Source organism: Ruminiclostridium cellobioparum subsp. termitidis CT1112 (assembly GCF_000350485.1).
In the GTDB taxonomy this organism is placed as follows: domain Bacteria; phylum Bacillota; class Clostridia; order Acetivibrionales; family DSM-1351; genus Ruminiclostridium; species Ruminiclostridium termitidis.
In genome coordinates this window covers 50,993-73,586 of the sequence record NZ_AORV01000046.1, presented here as the reverse complement: position 1 = coordinate 73,586, position 22,594 = coordinate 50,993, and the positions used below count along the sequence as shown (strand labels likewise).

Genomic DNA, 22,594 nt, shown 5'->3' with positions numbered 1-22,594 from the left:
TTCATAAACTGCCGGCAGTTGAATTTTTTCACCGGACAATATGCGTTTTAGATGTGACGAACCGCTGGAGCAAGGGCTTCCATAGTAAGATCAGGATGGGGGGAGAAGGTTGTTTTCTGGCAAACCGGATAAAATTACATTAAAAATTACGGCTATTTATTTGTTGATAGGGGCTGCATGGATACTTTTATCTGATAAGGTACTGAACTTTCTGGTAAAAGATTTGGAATTGGTAACCGTTTTCAGTTTAATCAAGGGTTGTTTGTATGTTGTTATTTCAGGTTTACTGATATATTTTCTTATAAACAAATCCATTAATCAAATAAAGGAAACAGAGGCTGATTTAAAGCATAGCTGTAATGATTTCTCAGATGCCAATATAAAACTTGAAAAGGCGAACCGGCAGCTGGCAGAGTCACAAAAGGAGCTGGAAGAGCAGTACCAGCAAATACTAATTGATCAAAAGAAGATCCAGGAAAGTGAAGAACGGTACAGATTTATATCTGAAGCGACAAATGATGCCATCTGGCAGGAAGTGAACGGTGTAAGTACTTTTTCAGACAGATGGTATCAGATTACGGGTTACAGCAAATCTGACATTGAGGAGGCGGAGGGAGGCTGGGAGAGTTTTATTCATCCCGAAGACAGGGCCTTGTTCAGAGACCGGATGCTGATCCATAAGAGCTGTAAAACTCCTTATTTCAATTGTGAATACCGCTTCAGGAGGAAGGACGGAAAGTATATTTGGATTTATGCAAGGGGGAGAGCCTACTTTAATGCCAAAGGGGAGTTTTGCCACATGGCCGGCTCTTATACCGATATAACGGAGTTGAAGGAATATGAACACAGGCTGCACCACCAGGCATATCACGATCAGCTTACGGGCTTAAAAAACAGATTTGCACTGAATGAAAAATTGAATTCTCTTATTAACGAAAGCAGAGATAAAAAGTTTGCCTTGATTTATATAGATATAGACAATTTCAAGTATGTAAATGACACAATGGGGCATAGATTTGGAGATCTCCTGCTGATGCAGATAAGTGACAGACTTTTGGGAAACGAGATTTCAAATTCAACAGTATACAGGATCGGCGGAGATGAATTTTTAATCCTGGTTGAAAAATATTATAAAAAAGAAAATCTGGAAAGTATAGCCGTCAGCATTCTTAAGGCATTCAAGCCCTGCTTTGTGATCGGTGACTTAAATACTTATACCACCATCAGCATTGGCGTATCCACCTATCCCGAACACGGAAATGAAACCGATGAATTACTTAAGAGTGCGGATATTGCAGTATACAAAGCAAAGGAGGGGGGCAGAAACAGGATAGTTTTTTTTAATACTCCCATGAACGAAGAAATAACTGAAAGGATGACAATAGAGAAACATCTTAGAAATGCTCTGGACAATAATGAATTTGAATTACACTATCAACCGCAGCTGGATATAAAACGCAACGCGATTTCAGGCTTTGAGGCGCTGCTGCGCTGGAAAAACCCTGAACTGGGCTCTGTGCCTCCAATGAAGTTTATCGGTATTGCCGAGGCAACACATTTGATAATACCGATTGGAGAGTGGGTGCTCAGGGAAGCCTGCAGATTTCTGTGCAAGCTTGAGAAAGCGGGCTACAATGGCTTTAATATTGCGGTAAACATATCCATGCTCCAACTGCTGCAGGACGATTTTGCCCATATGGTCATGGATATCATAGACTCTTTTGGGTTGAATCCCAAACAGATCGAGCTTGAAATAACCGAGTCCATATTGATGGAATCATACGAGGTAATTGCAGGAAAGCTTAAATTGCTGCGTGCAAGGGGGATCAACATCGCGCTGGATGACTTCGGGAAGGGATACTCCTCCCTGAATTATCTGAAGAACCTGCCAATAACAACTTTAAAAGTGGACAAGTCCTTTATAGATACAATATCAAATACCGGCAATGATAAATCTCTTACAGACCTGATTGTAAAAATAGGGCGGTCCATGGACTTGTGCGTGGTGGCTGAAGGTGTCGAGACACAGGAGCAAATGGATTACCTTATCAAACATAAATGCCACAAAATACAGGGCTACCTCGTGGGCAAACCCATGCAGGAAGCAGATATCACGAAAAAGATCGAGGAACAGAATAAAATTGCTTTTCAGGAGGTTTCAAATCTATGAAATTAAGGGTTAAATTGTCTATTGCAATGATTACAATGATGCTGTTGACAATAGCGATTATGGGGACTATAGCTCTGTTAAAGTCCACGGGTACTATCAGTGATATTACACGGTCTTCCATGACAGAAATAAACCAGCAGGATGCAACCATCATCCGTTCAATGATTGATAAGGAAAAACGGAATATTCAGTTGGTGGCCGATCAGGAGGAAGTCAAAGAGATACTTGCAAAATCAAAAAATGGTGAAGTATTCACTGATATACAGGCGGATTTTGGTTTGAAACTTCAACAGATGGTTAAAGATGCAGGAAATATTGAACACATTTTTATTGTTAATACACGGGGGATTATTTGTGCCGACAGTGATTCAAAACTGCTTGGGACAGACATTAATGACAGAAATTACACAAAAAATGCATTGACTTCCGGTCAGCCTGTAATCAGTGAAAATCTTAAATCCAAGTCAACAGGTGCATATATAGTGGTTTTTGTTTATCCGGTAATGGTGGATGGGCAGATTGCAGGTTTTGCAGCAGCAGCTGTGAATACCGACAGCATGGTAAGGTATTTAACCGATACCCGTATACTTGATACTGATTCAAGCTATTCATATCTGGTGGATGAAATGGGAAATATGCTGTATCATCCCGACAAGGAAAAAATCGGCAAACCGGTTGAGAATGAACAGATAAATGCCGTTGTGCAAAGAATAAAGAAAGGAGAGACGGTAGAGCCGGATGTAGTTCAATACAATTATAAGGGAAAATTGAAACAGGCCGCCTACAGGGTGATAAGCGAGACCAAATGGACTGTCATTGTAACAGGTGATATTGGTGACATAATGGCACCTGTAAACAGCATGATATATTATATACTTGCCGCAGGCGGGATTTTGGTGTTATTGTCTCTGCTCTCAGGGTTTTTGATAGCCACCAGGATATCCAACCCAATCATAAAACTTACCCAGCTTATAAATAAAACCGCAGATCTGAATTTAAAATATGATGATAAATATGAATATCTTATCAAGAACAGGGATGAGACAGGAATTATCGCAAAGGCCACATTCACAACCCGCCAGGTGCTGAGGGAAATGGCCGGAAAGCTCCACGACGTATCACAGGTTGTAATGGAAAATGCCGAGAAGATGGAAAACCTGTCAAACAACATTCAGGAAAATGCCCATGACAATTCTGCAACAACGGAGCAATTGTCGGCAGGGATGGAGCAAACGGCAGCCTCCTCAGAAGAAATAACGGCTACAACCGGAGAAATTGATTCCAGTGTTGGTGCAATCGCTCAAAGGGTCAAAGACGGAGCGGAAAAATCCGGACACATAACAGAAAGAGCGAATACCCTGAGACTGGATGCAATGGAGTCTGCAAAAAATGCCAGGGAAATCTATGAAAATGTTAGGACCAAAATGGAAAATGCCATACAGGAATCAAACACAATTACCCAGATAAGTTTATTGGCCGAGACCATACTCTCAATTACGGCTCAGACAAATCTTCTGGCTTTGAATGCGGCAATTGAGGCTGCAAGGGCCGGAGAGGCAGGAAAGGGTTTTGCGGTTGTGGCCGATGAAATAAGAAAATTGGCCGAGGAATCCTCAAAAACAGCGGCCGGTATTCAGGGAATTGTAAAAAATGTATACTCTTCAGTAGGCCATATGAAGGAGAATTCAGAAGCCATACTCACCTTTGTTGATAAAAAGGTTCTGGCGGATTATGAAAAGCTGACAGAGGTAAGTGAGCAATACAACAGTGATGCGGAATATATCAATAACCTTATGTCGGAATTTGAACTTGCTGCAAATCAGCTTGACACTGCAGTTTCAAGCATATCGACGGCAATGAATGAAGTGGCCGCCACCATCAATGAAAGTGCCAAGGGCGTACAGGATATTGCTGAGAAAACAAACGACATAGTTGAAAAAACAATTCAGGAAACAAGGCTTGCAGATCAGAATTCACAGGGAGCCAGAGAGTTAATGTCTCTTGTTGAGCGGTTTAAGATATAGGAGTTGAATATATGATTACCGAGATAGAGAAGTTACGAAAAAAGCTTAATGATATGGTTGAAGTTTATGACTGTGACAGCAGCGAAGTATTGGAACTCAGCAGAGAGATGGATAATTTGATTCTGGACTATTATCTATTGAATGAGAAGCAGGGCACTCTGGAAACAAATAAATAACTGTGTATACACAATGCAATCGGGTTGTTAAATACTTGCCTGTCATACGTTGACATAAAATGTTAAAAATCATATAATTATGATGAAATTTGTAAGAAAATATTGTAATATTATAAGAAATCTGTAATCATATTAAGAGTATTTTGTTAACTTTTTATGAAAATATCCTTTCCTGTACAAAAGCAGTCCATGCAATGTACAGCCTGGGAGCGAGCGGTAATGCAGCATTCAAATGTAACTATAAAGGCATAAGGAGAGTGACAGATTTTGAAGAAAGTACTTATTGTAGACGATGCATCATTTATGAGACTATCATTAAAAACAATGCTGGAGAGCAATGGATTTGAAGTGGCAGGTGAAGCCGAAAACGGATATGAAGCCATAAAGCTTTATACCAAACTCAAACCCGATGTTGTTACAATGGATATTACCATGCCCGAGCTGGATGGAATACAGGCATTGAAATCTATTTTGGAACTGGATCAGAAGGCAAAAATAGTAATATTATCCGCCATGGGACAGGAGGCCAGGGTCAAAGAAGCCATTATCAGCGGTGCAAAGACCTTTATTGTAAAACCTTTCAAAGAAGAGCATTTAATACAGACATTAAATAAGATAGCTAATATGTAAAATTAGCCAGTACAATATTCTGCATATTGGGTGCATAATTTGGAGTGGATTTTTCGGAGGATGCGCCCTGAATATACGGAATATTGTACTGGCTTTAAAGGAGGCGGTCTCTTGGCAGGTCAGTTTTCCGGTGAACCCATGCTTGATATGTACATATTTGAAACGACTCAGAATATAGAACAGCTGGAAATGTGCATTCTCGATTCGGAGAAATCCAACTGTTATTCCCAGACATCAATAAATGAAATATTTAGAATCATGCATACAATCAAGGGCTCATCAGCAATGATGCTTTTTAATAATATATCGGTCCTTGCCCATTCAATTGAGGATCTTTTTTATTACCTGAGAGAGCAAAAGCCTGAAAATATTGATTATACGCTTCTTTCAGATCATATTTTATCAGGAGTTGACTTTATAAAGGTTGAACTTCAAAAAATTGTGGATGGAGAAAAGGCAGACGGCAACCCTTCTGAAATAATAGAAGCCATAAAAGCTTTTTTAAGTCAGATAAAACTCAAAAACCCTTATAACGGTTCAGAGGCAAAAGAGAAGCAGGAGTTGGCCGAACAGCCCCGGTACTATATTACCCCTAACAAAAGTGACATAAATATTAATACAAACGCGTTTAAAGCGGTTCTGTTCTTTGAAGCCGGCTGTGAGATGGAGAATATCAGAGCTTTTACTGTTATTCATAATATCAGGGAATTTTCAGACGAAGTCTATTTTTACCCCGAGGATATCATTGATAATGACGAGAGCGTAAATGTCATCAGGGAACAGGGCTTTAAGATCTACTTCAAAACCCAAAAAAATTATAAGGAATTGGATGCTTTCTTTAATCAGACGGTATTTCTTAGAGAATTGGAGCTTGTCCGGCTTGAAGATGATACTGAATTAAAGGGATTCCTAACAGCAAAAACAGTTAAGGCTGAAGCAAATCCTGTCGTGGTTCCCAGAGTAAATTCCGACAGTGCCGAAACTGCCGAAAAAGAAATGACCATAGGCGCCGGTCAGAGTATCATAAGTGTCAGTATTACAAAACTTGACAAGCTCATGGACCTTGTGGGAGAGATGGTGATTTCAGAGGCTATGGTCACACAAAACCCTGATTTGAAGGGGCTTCAGCTGGATAATTTCATGAAGGCGGCAGGCCAGTTGCACAAGGTTACCAGTGATATCCAGGATATGGTGATGTCCATAAGAATGGTTCCCCTGGCCATGACCTTCCAGAAGATGCACAGGGTCGTAAGGGACATGTGCAAAAAGCTTGATAAGGAAATAAGGCTTGAGCTCATAGGTGAAGAAACAGAAGTGGATAAAAATATAATTGAGCACATTTCCGATCCGTTGATGCATCTTGTCAGGAACTCAATCGACCACGGGATAGGGTCAGCAGCCGACAGGGAGGCAGCCGGCAAGCCGCCGGCCGGTAAGATCACCCTGGAAGCAAAGAATTCCGGCAGTGATGTTGTAATTCTCGTCAAGGACGACGGCAAGGGGCTCAATAAACAAAAAATCCTCGAAAAGGCCGCCCAAAACGGACTACTGTATAAGCCGGCAAATGAAATGTCTGACAGCGAAATATACAATCTTATATTTCTGCCTGGTTTTTCCACAAAGGAAAAGGTAACCGAGTTCAGCGGCAGAGGCGTTGGTATGGATGTTGTGGTAAGAAATATAGAATCGGTGGGAGGTTCTGTCTCTGTGGACAGTGAAGAAGGAAAGGGATCGGTAATAGCACTGAAAATTCCTCTGACCCTGGCCATTATTGACGGGATGAACATACAGGTGGGCGGCTCCCGTTATACCATACCCACAAAAGCTATAAAAGAGTCCTTCAGACCCAATGCAAATGATCTTATAAAAGACCCGGACGGAAACGAAATGATTATGGTGAGGGGTAGGTGCTATCCGATTTTACGGCTTCACCAGCTATATAAGGTCAAAACCGGAATTACCCGGTTTATTGATGGGATTTTGATAATGGCTGAGCATGAGAACAAAACCCTGTGCGTATTTGCCGATGAGCTTCTGGGGCAGCAGCAGGTGGTGGTAAAGTCACTTCCGAAATATATCAAGGCAAAAAGAAATGTAAAAGGACTTACCGGTTGCACCTTGCTGGGGGACGGCAGCATCAGCCTGATCCTGGATATCGGTGGACTTGTGAATATATAGTTTTGCCTAAATTAAGCAGAAAGGAGTTTATATATGTCAGAAAACCTGGACAGGGAATTAATGGGAAAGGAAACTGATGAAAGAGAGGAAGACACCCAGAAGGGAAGATTCCTCACATTTAATCTTGATAAAGAAGCCTATGGTATTGAAATAACCCATGTTACGGAGATAATCGGTATTCAGCCTGTAACACAGGTTCCTGAACTCCCGGATTATATCAAAGGAATCATTAATCTGCGGGGAAAAATCATTCCTGTAATGGATGTAAGACTCAGGTTTAAAAAGAATTTCAGGGAGTACAATGACAGGACCTGTGTTATTGTAATCGACATTGATGATCTATCAATAGGATTGATTGTTGACAGCGTTTCGGAGGTTATTGCCATCCCGGATACTGAAATCGTAGCGCCGCCTGAAGTGGGCAAGGGCGGAAACAAATACGTAAAAGGTATCGGTAAGGTTCACAGCGATGTGATACTCTTACTGGATTGCAACAGGCTTTTGAATGATGAAGACACCGAAAATCTACTAAACATATAAAGGGAGGAACTTTTTTATGAAATGGTTCGGAAATTTGAAAATAAGGGTAAAATTAATTGTCTGTTTCATTATACTGACCATATTTACAGGTGTCGTGGGATTGCTGGGCATAAATAATATGAATACCATAAACAAGCGGGGAGACGATATGTATTACAACAATTTTGTTCCCGCTACAAGTCTGGCAAAAATCCAGAGGTCAATGCTTATAATAAGATCCGATTACTTACTGATGGTATATGACAGGGATGCTTCAAAATTCCAGGAGAGATTTGATGAAATAAACAGTTACTCAAGTGATACCGACAGCATATTGACCGAATATGAAAAAACCATTGGAAACGATAAAACCAACAAAGACTTATTCGGTCAGCTCAAGTCCGATCTGGCAACATACAGGTCAATACGTTCTGAACACCTGGAGCTGGTAAAATCGGAAAAATATGATGAAGCCATAAGAAGAATGCCTGAGTTTACAAATGCCAGGGTGGAAGTTGAAAACACCATCAATAAACTTGTCGAATATAATTCTGAAAACGCTCTCAGCAAATCAAACCAAAACACCGCAGATTATCAGAGCCAGTCCATACTAATGATAGCAATTATTCTGGCCGGCATAGTACTGTCAATCGGACTTGGTCTGGCAATTGCAGGGATTATAAGCAAGCCTCTCAACAAGCTGGTTGTCTCTGCAAATCAGATAGCCGATGGAAATCTGGATGTAAGTATAGATGTAAATACCAATGACGAAGTGGGCATATTGGCAGCGGCATTTATAAAAATGACGGATAATCTGAATGATGTGATGTCAAATATCAACATTGCAGCAGAACAGGTTGCTTCGGGATCAAGACAGGTATCCGATTCCAGCATGGCCCTGTCACAGGGGGCCACCGAACAGGCAAGCTCGGTTGAAGAACTTACCGCATCCCTTGAGGAGATCGCATCGCAAACCAGGATGAATGCAGATAATGCAAATCAGGCAAATTCCCTGGCAATAACGGCAAAGGGCAATGCCGTCCAGGGAAATGACCAGATGAAAGAAATGCTCAATGCCATGGAGGAAATCAACGAGTCCTCCGGCAGCATATCCAAAATAATCAAGGTTATTGATGACATTGCCTTTCAAACCAATATACTCGCCCTTAATGCTGCAGTTGAAGCAGCAAGGGCAGGTCAGCACGGAATGGGTTTTGCCGTGGTGGCCGAAGAAGTGCGTAACCTTGCAGCCAGGTCGGCAAATGCTGCCAAGGAAACTACAGATATGATAGAAGGCTCCATCAAAAAGGTTGAAGGTGGTACAAAAATTGCAAATCAGACAGCAGAGGCTCTTAATAAAATCGTTGAAGATGTGACAAAGGTAGCCAATCTGGTCAGCAATATAGCTGTGGCATCAAACGAGCAGGCTTCTGGGATTGCCCAGGTCAACCAGGGTATTATGCAGGTTTCGGAGGTTGTCCAGACAAACTCGGCTACTTCTGAGGAAAGCGCCGCTGCCAGTGAAGAGCTTTCCAGCCAGGCTGAACTGCTGAAAGAACAGGTGTCGAGATTCAGGCTGAGGAGATCTCAGAATGCAGTCCATACCTATAAGGGCGGGGACGAAATAAACCCCGACATATTAAGGCTGCTGGATCAGATGAATACCGGCAGGAGTTTGGCAAATTTCAGTGAGGCACATAAAGAGAGCGCTCCCGCGGCTCCCAAAAAGATTGTTTTAAGTGACAGGGAGTTTGGTAAGTATTAATAGAGATATTTCAAGAGTTATGCAAGGCAAAAATTTCGGGAGTGGCAGAGTAAAAACCACTCCCGAAATTATAAAACAACAATGAATTGCGGGTGATAACGTGGTAGAAATAACTAAAAAGGAATTTCAACAGTTATCCGACTATATCAAGGAAAACTACGGGATAAGGCTTAAAGAAGAAAAGATGACGCTGGTATCTGGAAGACTTCATAATGTATTGCAACAGGCGGGGTTCTCAAGTTTTACCGAATATTACAGCCACCTTGTTTCGGACAGAACCGGAAATGCGGTAACTACGCTTGTAGACAGGATTACAACCAATCATACCTTTTTTATGAGAGAAGCCAGCCATTTTTACTATTTCAGGGACAAGGTACTGCCTTACCTGTCTGAAGCAGTTGGGAAAAAAGATCTCCGCATCTGGTGTGCGGCATGTTCCACAGGAGAAGAAGCCTATACCCTGGCCATGCTTATGGATGAGTTTTTTGGAAAGGTAAAAATGTGGTGGGACACAAAGATACTTGCCACAGATATATCGGAACAGGTTTTGGATACGGCCGTCAGGGGAATTTACAGCAATGAAAGAATTGAACCCCTGCCTGCCGGCTGGAAAAGGAATTATTTTAAAGCTTATGATAATGAAAATTCCATTCTGATAGATAAAATCAGAAATGAAGTAATATACAGAAAGTTAAATCTTATGGACAGCGTATTCCCTTTCAGAAAAAAGCTGCATACTATCTTCTGCCGCAATGTGATGATTTATTTTGACAATGAGACCAAGAACAGGCTTGTGGAAAAATTCTATGATTATCTGGAATATGGGGGATACCTGTTTATAGGGCATTCGGAATCCCTGAACAGGGAAACAACAAGATTCAAGTATGTATTGCCATCAATTTACAGGAAGGAATAATGAGGAGAGGTCATATGAACGGCAAAAGGATAAAAGTATTGGTGGTAGATGACAGTTTGCTTTTCAGAGAGGTAATAGCCAGGGGGATTGAAACCGATCCCTCCATTGAAGTGGTTGCCAGGGCCACCGATCCCTTCGATGCAAGAGACAAGATACTTCAGTTTGAACCCGATGTGATGACCTGCGATGTTGAAATGCCCAAAATGAACGGGATTGATTTCATACGAAGGCTGCTGCCCCAGCATCCGCTGCCGGTGATTGTAATCAGCACCGTAAGCGAAGCGGTATTTGACGCAATGAATGCAGGTGCTGTTGATTTTGTAACCAAACCGGAAGTTCAATCGTCCAAAAGCGTCGAAAAATTTTTGTTGGATATCATATCAAAAATAAAAATTGCCGCCAATGCAAAAATCAGCAGGAGCAATACAGCAGACACAGTTAATTCCCCGGCAGGCAAAATAAATACAAATAAAATAATAGCCATCGGTGCGTCAACAGGGGGAACCGAGGCAATATACAAGCTGTTAAAAGCATTGCCGGCCGAGATGCCGGGAATTCTCATAGTCCAGCACATTCCCCCCGTTTTTTCCAACATGTTTGCCCAGAGATTGAACAATCAAACCCTGTTGAATGTGAAGGAGGCCCGGACGGGTGACTGGCTGGAGCCGGGGAAAGTATTGATAGCTCCAGGTGACCGGCATATGAAAATTAAAAAAATTGGGGATAGGATAAGAATTGAAACATTTGAGGGGGAAAAAGTCAACGGGCATTGCCCCTCAGTGGATGTTCTGTTTGAATCTGTCGCCAGAGAGGCCGGAAGCTCCGCAATAGGGATCATGCTCACCGGAATGGGCTATGACGGAGCCCGGGGACTGCTTGCCATGAGGAGGAGGGGAGCCAGGACCATCGGTCAGGATGAACAGTCCTCCATAGTATATGGAATGCCCAAAGTTGCTTTCGATATTGGTGCTGTGGAGAAGCAGACCTCCCTGGATAATATACCGCAGGTTTTATTGGCAATGTTGAAGTAGGTGATAAAATGCAACTGGTAATAGGAATCGGGGAATATGCCGTATCGGACAGAGGGATTAATGCGTTAAAGACTTATGCCCTTGCGTCCTGTGTGGCGGTGACGGCATACAGCCCCATAAGAAGGGTGGGGGCTATGATCCATGTGGCGCTGCCGGAACCCACAACTTTTGAGGACGGCTTCTTCAGACCGGGATATTATGCAACAACGGGAATTCCGTTGATGATAGAAAAATTTTGTATGAGATACGGCTGTTTGAAAGGTGAACTGCAAATTCAGATTTTCGGAGGAGCGGATTCAATCAGTGATAAAGACATATTCCATATTGGAAGAAGGAATATCGAGGCTGTAATCGGAACTCTGGACAATTTAAATCTTAGAATACAAAATGCCCATATTGGCGGCAGGGTAAGCAGGACTGTCGAAATGGACCTTGGAACAGGAGAGGTCACCATTTCCACTCAGCCCATAGGAATATGAGGAGGTGAGGGAGCTGAAAAACAGGATGTCAGCGGTACTGGACAATATAGGTGATGGAGTGATCGCTACAAATAAACAGGGCAAAATAGATTATATAAACCACACAGCCGTCCTGCTTACCGGTTGGACAGAGAAGGAAGCCCTGGGAGCTGATTTCCGGGAGGTATTTTCATTAATAAATATCAAGAGCGGTAAATCCCTGGAAAGTCCCATCGATGAGGTCATGCGTTCCAATACCATTGCAGGATTGAAAAACAATTCCGCCGTCATATCCAAAAGCGGCGAGAGATTTATAGTATCGGCAAGCTGTTCTCCCATAAAGGACGGTAACAACAATATTGACGGGGTGGTGGTTGTTTTCCGCGACATCACCAGGATTAAAAAAATGGAGGAACAGCTGATCGAGGAGAGAAATAATCTCGAAATGACCTTTAACCATTCTCCTGTGGGAATGCTGATTATGGACAATAAAAGAGTAATCAAGCAGGTAAATAATGCTTTTCTGAAAATGCTTGGCCTGACCGACAGGGAAGTACTGGGACTGTGCTACGGTGACGGGATATGCTGTATAGGCAGCAGGGAAAACGGCTGCGGCAAAGGCCTGGATTGCGGCTTATGCGAGATAAGACAGCGGATAACAAAAGTTTTTGAAACCGGCATACCGAGCAAGGATCTGGTCAACAAGCAAACATTGATGATTGATGGTATACAGAAAAGCAGCTGGTACAGCTTTTTCTTTGTACCCGTACATATTTCGGGAGAGAGATATGTGCTGCTTGTATTAAACGATGTCACCGAGAGTAAGGAACGGGAGCAGCAGCTTATTCAGGCTAATAATTTCAGCTTGAAGATGATGGAGAATTTTCCCGCCATGATATGGAAGACCGACGAGAAGGGAAGAAATGTCTACGTAGGCCATACGTTGTCGGAGTTTTTGGGAAAGAGTGAACAGCAGATCATGGAGGAAGGATTGCTGGAATATGTCCACCCGGACGAGAGAGAAAGGCTGGCTGACAAGTTTAACAGGGAAATTGACAATCCCGGGCTGAATAACATTGAATTGAGGATAAAGCATGTAAACGGCCATTACAGATGGATAAATATTATCATAAAGCCTTTTTATGATATGAACGGCAACCGGGACGGCTATATAGGGATGGGGCTTGATGTAAATGACAAAAAAATCACCGAGACTCTGCTCCAGGAAAGTGAAGAGAGATACAGGTTTTTATTCATGAACCTGCACAGGGGGTTTGCCTATCACAGGGCCATTACCGATAAACAGGGCAATATAACAGATTTGGAATTTCTGATGGTAAATGAAGCCTATGAAAAGATGTTTGGGCTGGAAGCCGAAAAAATAGCCGGTAGACTCTATTCGGACATTTTTCCGGAGGGATTGGTAGATTTTGAAGAAGGGCTGTTTGATAAGGTCATTAACGAAGGAAAAAGCATTTATCTGAATGAAATATATTCCCATGTACTTGAAAAGTGGTATTCCATGGCGGTATACAGTCCCCAGAAAGAACATATTGCGGTGGTGGTAACCGATATAGATGAGGAGAAAAAGTCTGAAATTGAACTGAAAAGGGCAAAGGAGGAAGCGGAAAAGGCAAATAAGTCCAAAAGCGAATTCCTTGCCAATATGAGTCATGAAATACGGACTCCGCTGAATGGAGTCGTAGGAATGATTGATCTGACCCTGCTTACAGACCTGGACCCTGAACAGAGGGACAATCTGAGTACGGCAAAAAGTTGTGCCAATTCACTTTTGAAAATAATAAATGACATCCTGGATTTCTCCAAAATGGAAGCAGGAAAATTATTTATTGACAATGTCAATTTTGATATAAAGAAATTGATAGAGGAAATATTCAAATCCCAATCGCCCCTTGCCGATAAGAAGGGACTTGAATTCAATTATTCTTTCTACTCCGGAATCCCTCAGTTCCTTAAGGGCGATCCCAACAGGCTCAAACAAATACTGAACAATCTGATAGGAAATGCCATCAAGTTCACCGAACATGGAGAAGTTAATATAGTTGTAAGGAAAAGCCTGATAGAAAAGGACTTGGTTGAGTTGAAGTTTTCAGTTTCAGATACTGGAATAGGCATAGGCGATGAAGAGAAAGAAAAACTATTCAAAACCTTTAGCCAGGTTGATGGTTCTATCAGCAGAAAGTTTGGAGGAACCGGACTGGGACTTGCAATTTCCAGGCAGCTCGTAGAAATGCTGGGAGGCCGGATCTGGATTGAAAGTGAAAAAGGGAAGGGCAGCACTTTTCATTTTACCGTCAGATTCCTGAAAGGAAAGGAAGCTGCTGCCGCCCAGCCCAATGAAACTGTATCCGGCAGAGCCTTTGACAGTCTCAAAATACTGCTGGCTGAGGATGATAATGTAAATAAGACGGTCATTACGAGAATGCTCAGGGAGAGGGGCTGGAACGTAGATGTTGCACGCAACGGACTTGAGGCACTTGAATTCCATAAAAAGAAAAATTACGATTTGATACTTATGGATATCCACATGCCTGAAATAGATGGGGTTGAGGCTGTAAAGACAATAAGGGAGAGGGAAGGCGCCCGGAAGCATACTCCCGTAATAGCCCTCACGGCCCATGCGCTGCAGGGAGACCGGGAGAGGTTCCTGGGGCTGGGTATGGACGAATATATTCCCAAACCTTTTACAATGAAGGAACTATATCAGGTCATAGAGGCTGCTGTTGTCAATAAACAGGAGAAAACGGAGGTTAAGGGCATCCGGATAGACGAGGATGGAAATATAATACTGATAAGTGAAGAGAACACCGGTCTGAAGGAATTTGATGAGGAGATTTTTGCCGAAATAGAAAATGCCCTGTCCGGTCTGATAGTGTGTCTGGATGGAAAGGACCTGGAGCTGGTGGGGAAATTTGCTCATGATATAAAGAATCTCTGCAATAAAATGGGGGCGGAGGAATTGAAAAGCCTTGCATTTCAGATTGAGCTTGCAGTACGGCGCAACAGTATTAAAGATGTTCTTTATAGCTACGTTAACTTTCATAAGGAGCTTAAGACAATAAAAAAATATATATAAATCAGAAAAGGAGTGGGGATATGCGAATTTTAATTGTTGAGGATGATCTGGTCAGCAGAAGGTTTCTTCAAAAGTTTTTATCCCGTTTCGGTGAGTGTGATGTTGTGGTTGACGGCATGGAGGCACTGGATGCTTTTTTATATTCATTAAAGGAAAATGTCCCGTACAGTCTTATATGTCTGGATATTATGATGCCAAAGGTTGACGGTATCAAGGTTCTCAAAACCATCAGGGAACTGGAAACACAAAAGGGAATTCCCGCTCGGGACAGAACAAAGGTAATAATGACAACTGCCCTCAACGGTACCGAAATGGTGCAGAAGGCTTTTGAACTGGGGTGTGAGGGCTTTGCCTCAAAACCTCTTGATACTGAAAAACTTGTAGAAGTCATGGAAAAGCTGGGTCTTATTTAAGCAGTATCAGGAGGGTGATTTCAGAGCTCAGACCGGTTAACGGCACTTCGGCTTTAGAACTCTTTAACCAGAAGTGCCCGTATATATCCCCTGTCGGTTGAAGTGGAATCAATATAGAAGCCCCGGCCATAGTAGAACCGGATGAGATCACGGTATTTTGATGCGGTATGGAGGCTGACCTTCTTAATGTCCCTGGTTTTCAAAATCTTATCGGCCAGATTCATAAGAGATTTACCTATTCCTATGTTGTGGTAATCCAGCATGACGCCGAATCTGCTTATATAGGCGGTATTGTCGGGCAAAATCTTTATTCTGATGGTACCTACCGGATTACCGTCAATCAAAGCGATGTAAACCTCTTTTTCAAGAATGTCGGCTTCTATGTTTTCCAGGCTTTCGGTCAATGCATCCATAGTACCGGACAAGCCGGTATCAAGCATATATTTTTTAAAAGCCTCCTGCATAATGACAGCTATGGCTGGCGCATCCTCCAGAGTGGCTTTTCTTATTATAAATGAATAATTCATGTATTACCCCCTTTTCGGTGAGGCTATTTGCCCAACAGGGTTGCAAGAACTGCCTTTTGGGCGTGCAGCCTGTTCTCGGCTTCATCAAAAATTACAGACTGAGGTCCGTCGATGATTTCTTCCGTAACCTCATAACCTCTGTATGCCGGCAGGCAATGCAGGAAAATGGCATCCTCTTTTGCTTTGGAGAACAACCGGGAATTTATCTGGTAAGGCATGAATATTTTTAGTTTTTCCTCTTTTTGATCCTCCTGACCCATACTGATCCAGGTGTCTGCGTAAATTACATCGGCATTTGCAATAGCCTCAACGGGGTCCTGGGTCATCAGAATTTCAGAGCCGGTGGTTTTTGCAGCTGCTTTGGCTTCGTCCACATAGGTCTCGGTGCATTCATAGCCTTTTGGAGATGCAACAGCTATGTCCATACCTGTTTTTGCACAGCCGTGCAGAAGGGAGTGGGCTACGTTGTTACCGTCTCCGATGTAGGCAAGCTTCAGGCCTTCAAGCTTTCCCTTATGCTCATATACGGTTAACAGGTCGGCTAAAATCTGACAGGGATGCATCTCATCGGTCAGTCCGTTGATAACGGGAATGGTCCCGAATCTTGCAAGATCTTCCACATCACTCTGCTTAAAAGTTCTTATCATTATTCCGTCTATATATCTTGACAGTACATTGGCGGTATCGTATATGGTCTCACCCCTGCCAAGCTGTATGTCATTTGAACTCAGAAACAATGGATAACCGCCCAGCTGGTACATTCCAACCTCGAAGGAAACCCTGGTTCTTGTGGAGGACTTCGAAAAGATCATACCCAGGGTCCTGCCTTTCAGGAGATGATGCTGAACACCCTCCATGTTCTGTTTTTTTAGCTTTTCAGCCAGCTTTAGCAAATCCTGAATTTCTTCAGTGCTTAAATCGTTCAAACTCAATAAATGCTCCATAATTACCTCCGTAATATAAAAAAGTGTTCATTGTCTTCCGGTCACATCTAACCCCTGTAAACCGAATACTCGTCCAGAGAGTATACCTCGGCCTTATTGTCGGAGATCAGGCGTTCCAGAATGCTTAAAACGGCATTTGTCGTGTCCAGTGAAGTTATACATGGAATGTTGTATTCCATTGCTGTTCTTCTGAGAGTAAAGCCTTTTCTTTCAGGTATTTTGCCTCTGGTCGGAGTATTTATAACCAGGGTTATTTTATCTTCCTTGATGCTGTCCAGTACATATCCGTCCTCCAGCAGCTCTACCGGCAGAGCCGCAGAGCTCAGTATTTCGCAAGTGCCCGGTGTGGCAGACAGCCTGAAGCCCAATGTCAGAAGCTTGTTTGCAATAGCTATACTCTCTTCCTTATCCCTGTCTGCAACAGAAAGCAGTACATTTCCGCCCGAAGGAATTTTTATGCCGGAAGCAGCAATTGCCTTGTACAGGGCATTATAATAATCCCTGTCCACTCCCATGACTTCACCTGTGGACTTCATCTCAGGCCCAAGGAAAGTATCAACAGTGGTCAGTTTGGCAAAAGAAAAAACAGGTGCCTTTACGGCGTAGAACTCGGTTTCCTTTGCAAGACCGTTTTTGTAGCCCAGTTCCGATAGGGTTTTACCCATAATAAGCCGGGTTGCCACACTGACCATGAGTATTCCGGTGATTTTGCTCATTATGGGAACAGTTCTGCTGGCACGCGGATTTACTTCAATGACATAAACCTTTTCGCTGCTGTCCATGACAAACTGTATGTTAAACAGGCCTACCACCTTCAATGCCTTTGAAAGACGGATTGTATAGTCTTCAATAGTGGTTTTGGCCTTCCTGGAAAGATTTCTTGGAGGATATACCGCAATGCTGTCTCCGGAGTGAACGCCGGCCCGCTCGATATGCTCCATGATACCGGGTATCAGAACTTCATTTCCGTCGCATATTCCGTCAACTTCCATTTCCCTTCCGGTAATGTATTTGTCGATAAGTATGGGGTGGGCCGTTGAAATATCGGAAGCCATCTGTATATACTCCTGAAGAGTCTTATCGTCATACACGATTTCCATTGCACGTCCGCCGAGGACATAGGAAGGTCTTACAAGGACCGGATAGCCTATTTCATTGGCAATGTGCCTGGCCTGCTCGAAGGAAAAAGCTGTTTTTCCTTCGGGGATAGGTATATCCAGCTCCTCCAGCAGCTTGAGGAATTTATCCCTGTCTTCGGCGATATCTATGCTCTGGACTGAAGTGCCGAGTATTTTAACTCCTTCCGAATGGAGGGTTTCAGCAAGATTTATAGCTGTCTGGCCCCCAAACTGTACTATGACTCCCAGGGGCTTTTCCTTTTGAATGATGTCCAGGACACATTCCTTTGTAAGAGGCTCGAAATAGAGCTTATCCGAGGTATCAAAGTCGGTGCTTACCGTCTCGGGGTTATTATTTATAATAATGGATTCTATTCCAAGTTCTTTTAAGGTTTCCACAGAATGCACGCTGCAGTAGTCAAACTCAATACCCTGGCCGATCCTGATGGGGCCTGAGCCTATGACCAGAACCTTGTCTCCTTCGGTAACCTCAATATCGTCCTTTTCCTCGTAAGTGGAGTAATAATAAGGAGTAACGGCTTCAAACTCTCCGGCGCAGGTATCTACTATTTTGTAAACCGGATTGATAGGATACTTTTCTCTCAATTCCAGTATTTTTTCCAGAGGCTCGTTGGTAAGGTTTGCGATGTAGGAATCCCCGAAGCCTATTTTCTTTGCTCTTGAGTAAAGGTCATAATCCAGCCATGCAATTCCGGCATTGGTTATCTCCTCACCCAGCCTGACTATTTTTTTGAGCTTTCTGATAAAGAAGTCATCTATTTTGGTTATTCTGACTATTTCACCGGCTGAAACACCTTTTTGAAGAGCCTTGCAAATTGCAAATATACGCTGGTCGCTGGGGTGTTCCACGTACTCCAGCAGCTCTTCGCGGCTCTTGTTGTCAAACAGGCTCAGGCCCAGCTGATAATTGAATTTAATATCAAGTGAATCTATTGCCTTGAGCAGGGATTCCTCAAAGGTGCGTCCTATGGCCATGACTTCTCCGGTTGCCTTCATCTGGGTCCCAAGGCTCCTGTCGGCATTTGCAAACTTGTCGAAGGGCCAGCGGGGGACTTTGGTGACAACATAGTCCAATGACGGCTCGAAGCAGGCGCTTGTATTCTTTGTAACAGAGTTCTTTATCTCGTCAAGAGTCATTCCGATGGCAATCTTTGCGGTCACACGGGCAATGGGATAACCCGTTGCCTTTGATGCAAGGGCGCTTGACCGGCTGACTCTCGGATTTACTTCTATAACGACATATTCAAAGCTGTCAGGGTTCAATGCGAACTGTATGTTGCAGCCGCCCTTGATATCAAGAGCCCTGATTATTTTTATGGATGCGGTTCTGAGCATCTGGTACTCAATGTCGGAGAGGGTCTGGCTGGGGGCGACGACAATACTGTCCCCGGTATGAACTCCAACCGGATCAAAGTTTTCCATATTACATATGATTATGCAGTTGTCGTTGCTGTCACGCATAACCTCGTACTCAATTTCCTTCCAGCCCGCAACACTCTGCTCCAGAAGGACCTGGCTGATCATGCTGAGCTTGAGGCCTTTGCCGCATATATATCTGAATTCTTCCATATTGGTGGCAATACCGCCGCCTGAACCTCCAAGCGTATAGGCAGGTCTGATGATTATGGGAAAGCCTATTTCTTGGGCAAAGGCCACCGCGTCCTGCATATTGGTGACAATTTTACTGTGGGCGACCTTTTCGCCGATTTCCTGCATGGTCTCCTTGAAAAGTTCCCTGTCCTCGGCCTTTTTTATTGAGGAGAGGGAAGTGCCCAGAAGCTGTATGTTCATCTCGTACAGAATTCCGTCCTCCGCAAGCTGGACAGCCATGTTAAGACCTGTCTGGCCTCCAAGGGAGGCCAGTATTCCGTCGGGTTTTTCCTTATAGATAATTTTTTTTACAAATTCAAGGGTTATGGGTTCGATATAAACTTTGTCTGCCGATTGCGTATCGGTCATTATTGTAGCAGGATTACTGTTAATGAGGACAACCTCGATGCCTTCTTCTCTGAGAGACTTGCAGGCCTGTGTGCCCGAGTAGTCAAACTCTGCGGCCTGGCCTATGATAATGGGGCCTGAACCTATTACCAACACCTTTTTTATATCTGAATTTTTTGACATATTGACCTCCGTGAGCCGTGTTATGACTTTAAGCCGCAACAGCGGCCAAAAAAATATTGATAAAAATTTTCATATTAAATTATGCCATCATATTTACAAAGTCATCGAATATATAAGCTGAATCCTGAGGACCGGGCGCCGCTTCGGGATGGTACTGCACGCTGATAATGGGCAGCTGCTTATGTCTGAAACCCTCAATGGTATTATCGTTTACATTGATATGAGTGATAACGATATCATCATTGGAGCTGTTATCAATAGCATAGTTGTGGTTTTGTGACGTGATGTAGCATCTTCCTGTGATGTTGTCCTTGACAGGGTGGTTTCCGCCGTGATGTCCGAATTTCAGCTTTGTTACGCTGCAGTCCAGGGACAGTCCCAGCAGCTGGTGTCCGAGACATATTCCCAATATGGGCTTTACTCCCAGGAGTTTCTGAATGGTCTTTTTGGCGGATGTGAGCTCCCGTGGGTCCCCAGGGCCGTTTGATAGCAGTATTCCGTCCGGGCTGCAGGCCATTATTTCCTCATAGGAACTGAAGGCCGGAAGTATATGTATGTCACAGTTTCTTTTCTCAAGTGAACGTACGATATTGCTCTTTACTCCGAAATCCAGGAGAGCAACCCTTTTTCCCTTTCCGGGTATATGGAGTGGAGTTTTGGAGGTGACCTCCATAACAAGGTTTCTTGGTATTGCCTTGTAAGCCTGAAGATTTTTGCTCAGGATATCAAGATTTCCGCATTCGGTGGAGATTATTCCAAACATGCTGCCATGTTTTCTGATGTGCTGTGTCAATGCTCTGGTATCAATACTTTTTATACCGACGATATTATGCTTTGCAAAATATTGTTCGGGATCGATGGTATATCTCCAGTTGCTGGGCGTGGAACAGAGCTCCTTGACTATGAAGCCCTGTACATGCGGTTTGTAGGATTCATTATCCGACGTGTTGAAACCGTAGTTTCCTATCAGCGGGTAGGTCATGGTTACAATCTGTCCGTTATAGGAAGGATCCGTAGCAATTTCCTGGTATCCTGTCATACTTGTATTGAAAACTATTTCCCCGGCAGTTTCACCGCTTTTTCCAAAGCCTTCTCCCGAAAAATAAGTACCATCTTCCAACAACAAAACTGCTTTCATATATTTGCCTCCAAACTGGGTAAGATGTTCAAAATAGCGCTGTGTACTAAGCTACTTCCTTTATGGCCTCTTCCAGGACAGAAATAAAATTATCCGCATCCTGCTCGGTAATTATCAATGGCGGGAGTATTCTAAGTATTTTATCGCCTATGCTGGCTATAAGATATTTCTTCTCAAACATTTTATTTTTTACAGACGGAGCTACAGGCCGGTTTAATTCAATTGCTATCATTAAACCCGAGGCTCTGATTTCCGAAATGACCGGACAGGAGCCGGACGACAGAACCTGAAGCTTTTCTTTTATGTATTCCCCGAGCTTTTGTGCATTTTCGGGGAGCTTTTCTTCCTTCATTATTTTCATAACTGCAAGACCGGCAGTACATGCCAGTGGATTGCCTCCAAAGGTTGAGCCATGATCACCGGGCGCGAAGGCTTGTGCTACGTTTTCCTTTGCACAGACCGCCCCGATTGGAATACCTCCCCCGAGAGCTTTTGCCAATGTGAATATGTCGGGCTCAATATCATATTTTTGATATCCGAACAGTTTGCCCGTTCTTCCCATACCCGTCTGTACCTCGTCAAATATGAGCAGGAGGTTTTTTTCCCTGCAAAGCTCTTTCACCTTTGCAAGGTATTGGGCGTCGCAGGGATATACGCCGCTTTCACCCTGAACAGGCTCCAGCATGACTGCACATGTATTTTCATTTACAGCTGCCTTCAGAGCATTGAAATCATTCATGGGCACTTTCCTGAAACCCTGGGTAAGGGGTTCGAAGGGTTTTGCATATTTATCCTGTCCTGTAGCACTCAAAGTGGTTATTGTCCTGCCGTGAAAGGATTTCTCAAAAGTGATGATCTCATATTTTTCAGGCATCCCAAGTTTTTTAAAGTAGATCCTGGCCAGTTTGATTGCCCCTTCGTTGGCTTCAGCCCCGCTGTTTGCAAAGAATATCCTGTCTGCACAGGAATTTTCGCACAGCGACCTGGCCAGCATGGCCTGTGATTCTATGTAATAAAGGTTTGAGCAATGTATGAGCTTTGATAGTTGTTCCGATACCATTGCAACAAAAGTGGGGTGGGAATACCCGATGGAATTGACGGCTATTCCTGAGAAAAAATCCGTATATTTTTCACCGTCGGTGCTCCAGAGGCTTATACCCTGACCTCTTTCAAAAGCAACAGGAGTTCTTTTTCCAAATGTATTCATAAAATATTGACTATCGTATTCCTGTATATCCTTGACCAACATATTAACCTCCCTGAGCCGTAATAGCGGCCACAAAATAATAATAAAATTTGTTTACTCCTCCATCCGCTGTAAGGTGAATAAAGGAAATAAAAAACAATG

The 22,594-nt window shown here is 43.2% G+C and carries 17 protein-coding genes; 12 read left to right on the top strand and 5 right to left on the bottom strand.

Annotation, left to right across the window (positions count from 1 at the left end):
- Positions 1-109 precede the first annotated feature (109 nt).
- The 12 genes from CTER_RS27080 to CTER_RS17190 all read left to right on the top strand — a co-directional run bounded on the left by CTER_RS27080 (position 110) and on the right by CTER_RS17190 (position 15,377).
- On the top strand, positions 110-2,170 hold the full coding sequence (locus CTER_RS27080; RefSeq protein WP_004627628.1) for a putative bifunctional diguanylate cyclase/phosphodiesterase: 2,061 nt from the start codon (positions 110-112) through the stop codon (positions 2,168-2,170).
- Complete coding sequence (locus tag CTER_RS17235; RefSeq protein ID WP_004627790.1) at positions 2,167-4,194, top strand: methyl-accepting chemotaxis protein; 2,028 nt, start codon at positions 2,167-2,169, stop codon at positions 4,192-4,194. Before CTER_RS27080 ends, CTER_RS17235 begins: the two co-directional genes overlap by 4 nt.
- Positions 4,195-4,205: 11 nt before the next feature.
- Entirely contained in the window at positions 4,206-4,370 is a 165-nt protein-coding gene (locus CTER_RS27735) for an aspartyl-phosphate phosphatase Spo0E family protein (protein WP_004627606.1), read from the top strand.
- A 267-nt stretch (positions 4,371-4,637) separates the two neighbouring features.
- Positions 4,638-5,000: a response regulator gene (locus tag CTER_RS17230; protein ID WP_004627532.1), complete on the top strand. Its 363-nt coding sequence runs from the start codon at positions 4,638-4,640 to the stop codon at positions 4,998-5,000.
- A gap of 111 nt (positions 5,001-5,111) precedes the next feature.
- Positions 5,112-7,178 carry a chemotaxis protein CheA gene (locus tag CTER_RS17225; RefSeq protein WP_004627664.1) on the top strand — a complete coding sequence of 689 codons (2,067 nt, stop codon included), beginning with the start codon at positions 5,112-5,114 and terminating at the stop codon, positions 7,176-7,178.
- Positions 7,179-7,211: 33 nt separating this feature from the next.
- A complete protein-coding gene (locus CTER_RS17220; RefSeq protein WP_004627575.1) occupies positions 7,212-7,718 on the top strand; it encodes a chemotaxis protein CheW in 507 nt (168 codons plus the stop codon).
- A gap of 16 nt (positions 7,719-7,734) precedes the next feature.
- Positions 7,735-9,462, top strand: a complete 1,728-nt coding sequence (locus CTER_RS17215; protein ID WP_004627785.1) for a methyl-accepting chemotaxis protein — start codon at positions 7,735-7,737, stop codon at positions 9,460-9,462.
- A gap of 100 nt (positions 9,463-9,562) precedes the next feature.
- Positions 9,563-10,378, top strand: a complete 816-nt coding sequence (locus CTER_RS17210; RefSeq protein ID WP_004627625.1) for a CheR family methyltransferase — start codon at positions 9,563-9,565, stop codon at positions 10,376-10,378.
- A gap of 14 nt (positions 10,379-10,392) precedes the next feature.
- The gene (locus CTER_RS17205; RefSeq protein ID WP_004627747.1) at positions 10,393-11,409 is read left to right on the top strand and encodes a protein-glutamate methylesterase/protein-glutamine glutaminase; all 1,017 of its coding nucleotides are present in this window, start codon (positions 10,393-10,395) and stop codon (positions 11,407-11,409) included.
- 8 nt (positions 11,410-11,417) lie between these two features.
- Positions 11,418-11,888: a chemotaxis protein CheD gene (locus tag CTER_RS17200; protein WP_004627700.1), complete on the top strand. Its 471-nt coding sequence runs from the start codon at positions 11,418-11,420 to the stop codon at positions 11,886-11,888.
- Between the two features lie 25 nt (positions 11,889-11,913).
- A complete protein-coding gene (locus CTER_RS27075) occupies positions 11,914-14,964 on the top strand; it encodes a PAS domain-containing hybrid sensor histidine kinase/response regulator (RefSeq protein ID WP_004627636.1) in 3,051 nt (1,016 codons plus the stop codon).
- A gap of 20 nt (positions 14,965-14,984) precedes the next feature.
- Positions 14,985-15,377 carry a response regulator gene (locus CTER_RS17190; protein WP_004627520.1) on the top strand — a complete coding sequence of 131 codons (393 nt, stop codon included), beginning with the start codon at positions 14,985-14,987 and terminating at the stop codon, positions 15,375-15,377.
- Positions 15,378-15,430: 53 nt separating this feature from the next.
- On the opposite strand, the gene CTER_RS17185 is transcribed toward CTER_RS17190, so the two are convergent.
- From CTER_RS17185 to CTER_RS17165, 5 genes are all read right to left on the bottom strand, one after another.
- Positions 15,431-15,904, bottom strand: a complete 474-nt coding sequence (locus CTER_RS17185; RefSeq protein WP_004627713.1) for a GNAT family N-acetyltransferase — start codon at positions 15,902-15,904, stop codon at positions 15,431-15,433.
- A gap of 23 nt (positions 15,905-15,927) precedes the next feature.
- Positions 15,928-16,848: an ornithine carbamoyltransferase gene (gene argF, locus CTER_RS17180; RefSeq protein ID WP_004627745.1), complete on the bottom strand. Its 921-nt coding sequence runs from the start codon at positions 16,846-16,848 to the stop codon at positions 15,928-15,930.
- Positions 16,849-16,895: 47 nt separating this feature from the next.
- Positions 16,896-20,108 carry a carbamoyl-phosphate synthase (glutamine-hydrolyzing) large subunit gene (gene carB / locus CTER_RS17175; RefSeq protein ID WP_004627585.1) on the bottom strand — a complete coding sequence of 1,071 codons (3,213 nt, stop codon included), beginning with the start codon at positions 20,106-20,108 and terminating at the stop codon, positions 16,896-16,898.
- 79 nt (positions 20,109-20,187) lie between these two features.
- On the bottom strand, positions 20,188-21,246 hold the full coding sequence (gene carA, locus CTER_RS17170) for a glutamine-hydrolyzing carbamoyl-phosphate synthase small subunit (protein ID WP_004627740.1): 1,059 nt from the start codon (positions 21,244-21,246) through the stop codon (positions 20,188-20,190).
- Between the two features lie 46 nt (positions 21,247-21,292).
- Positions 21,293-22,495, bottom strand: coding sequence for an aspartate aminotransferase family protein (locus tag CTER_RS17165; protein WP_004627599.1), 1,203 nt, complete (start codon positions 22,493-22,495; stop codon positions 21,293-21,295).
- Positions 22,496-22,594: the final 99 nt, after the last annotated feature.

What these genes read in the sequence shown, in the direction of transcription:
- CTER_RS17235 (WP_004627790.1), top strand. Translation starts at nt 2,167, where the DNA reads ATGAAATTAAGGGTTAAATTGTCTATTGCAATGATTACAATGATGCTG.
- CTER_RS17220 (WP_004627575.1), top strand. Translation starts at nt 7,212, where the DNA reads ATGTCAGAAAACCTGGACAGGGAATTAATGGGAAAGGAAACTGATGAA.
- CTER_RS17165 (WP_004627599.1), bottom strand. Translation starts at nt 22,495, where the DNA reads ATGTTGGTCAAGGATATACAGGAATACGATAGTCAATATTTTATGAAT.
- CTER_RS17200 (WP_004627700.1), top strand. Translation starts at nt 11,418, where the DNA reads ATGCAACTGGTAATAGGAATCGGGGAATATGCCGTATCGGACAGAGGG.
- CTER_RS17205 (WP_004627747.1), top strand. Translation starts at nt 10,393, where the DNA reads ATGAACGGCAAAAGGATAAAAGTATTGGTGGTAGATGACAGTTTGCTT.
- CTER_RS27075 (WP_004627636.1), top strand. Translation starts at nt 11,914, where the DNA reads ATGTCAGCGGTACTGGACAATATAGGTGATGGAGTGATCGCTACAAAT.
- CTER_RS17185 (WP_004627713.1), bottom strand. Translation starts at nt 15,904, where the DNA reads ATGAATTATTCATTTATAATAAGAAAAGCCACTCTGGAGGATGCGCCA.
- CTER_RS17190 (WP_004627520.1), top strand. Translation starts at nt 14,985, where the DNA reads ATGCGAATTTTAATTGTTGAGGATGATCTGGTCAGCAGAAGGTTTCTT.
- carA (WP_004627740.1), bottom strand. Translation starts at nt 21,246, where the DNA reads ATGAAAGCAGTTTTGTTGTTGGAAGATGGTACTTATTTTTCGGGAGAA.
- argF (WP_004627745.1), bottom strand. Translation starts at nt 16,848, where the DNA reads ATGGAGCATTTATTGAGTTTGAACGATTTAAGCACTGAAGAAATTCAG.
- carB (WP_004627585.1), bottom strand. Translation starts at nt 20,108, where the DNA reads ATGTCAAAAAATTCAGATATAAAAAAGGTGTTGGTAATAGGTTCAGGC.
- CTER_RS17215 (WP_004627785.1), top strand. Translation starts at nt 7,735, where the DNA reads ATGAAATGGTTCGGAAATTTGAAAATAAGGGTAAAATTAATTGTCTGT.
- CTER_RS27735 (WP_004627606.1), top strand. Translation starts at nt 4,206, where the DNA reads ATGATTACCGAGATAGAGAAGTTACGAAAAAAGCTTAATGATATGGTT.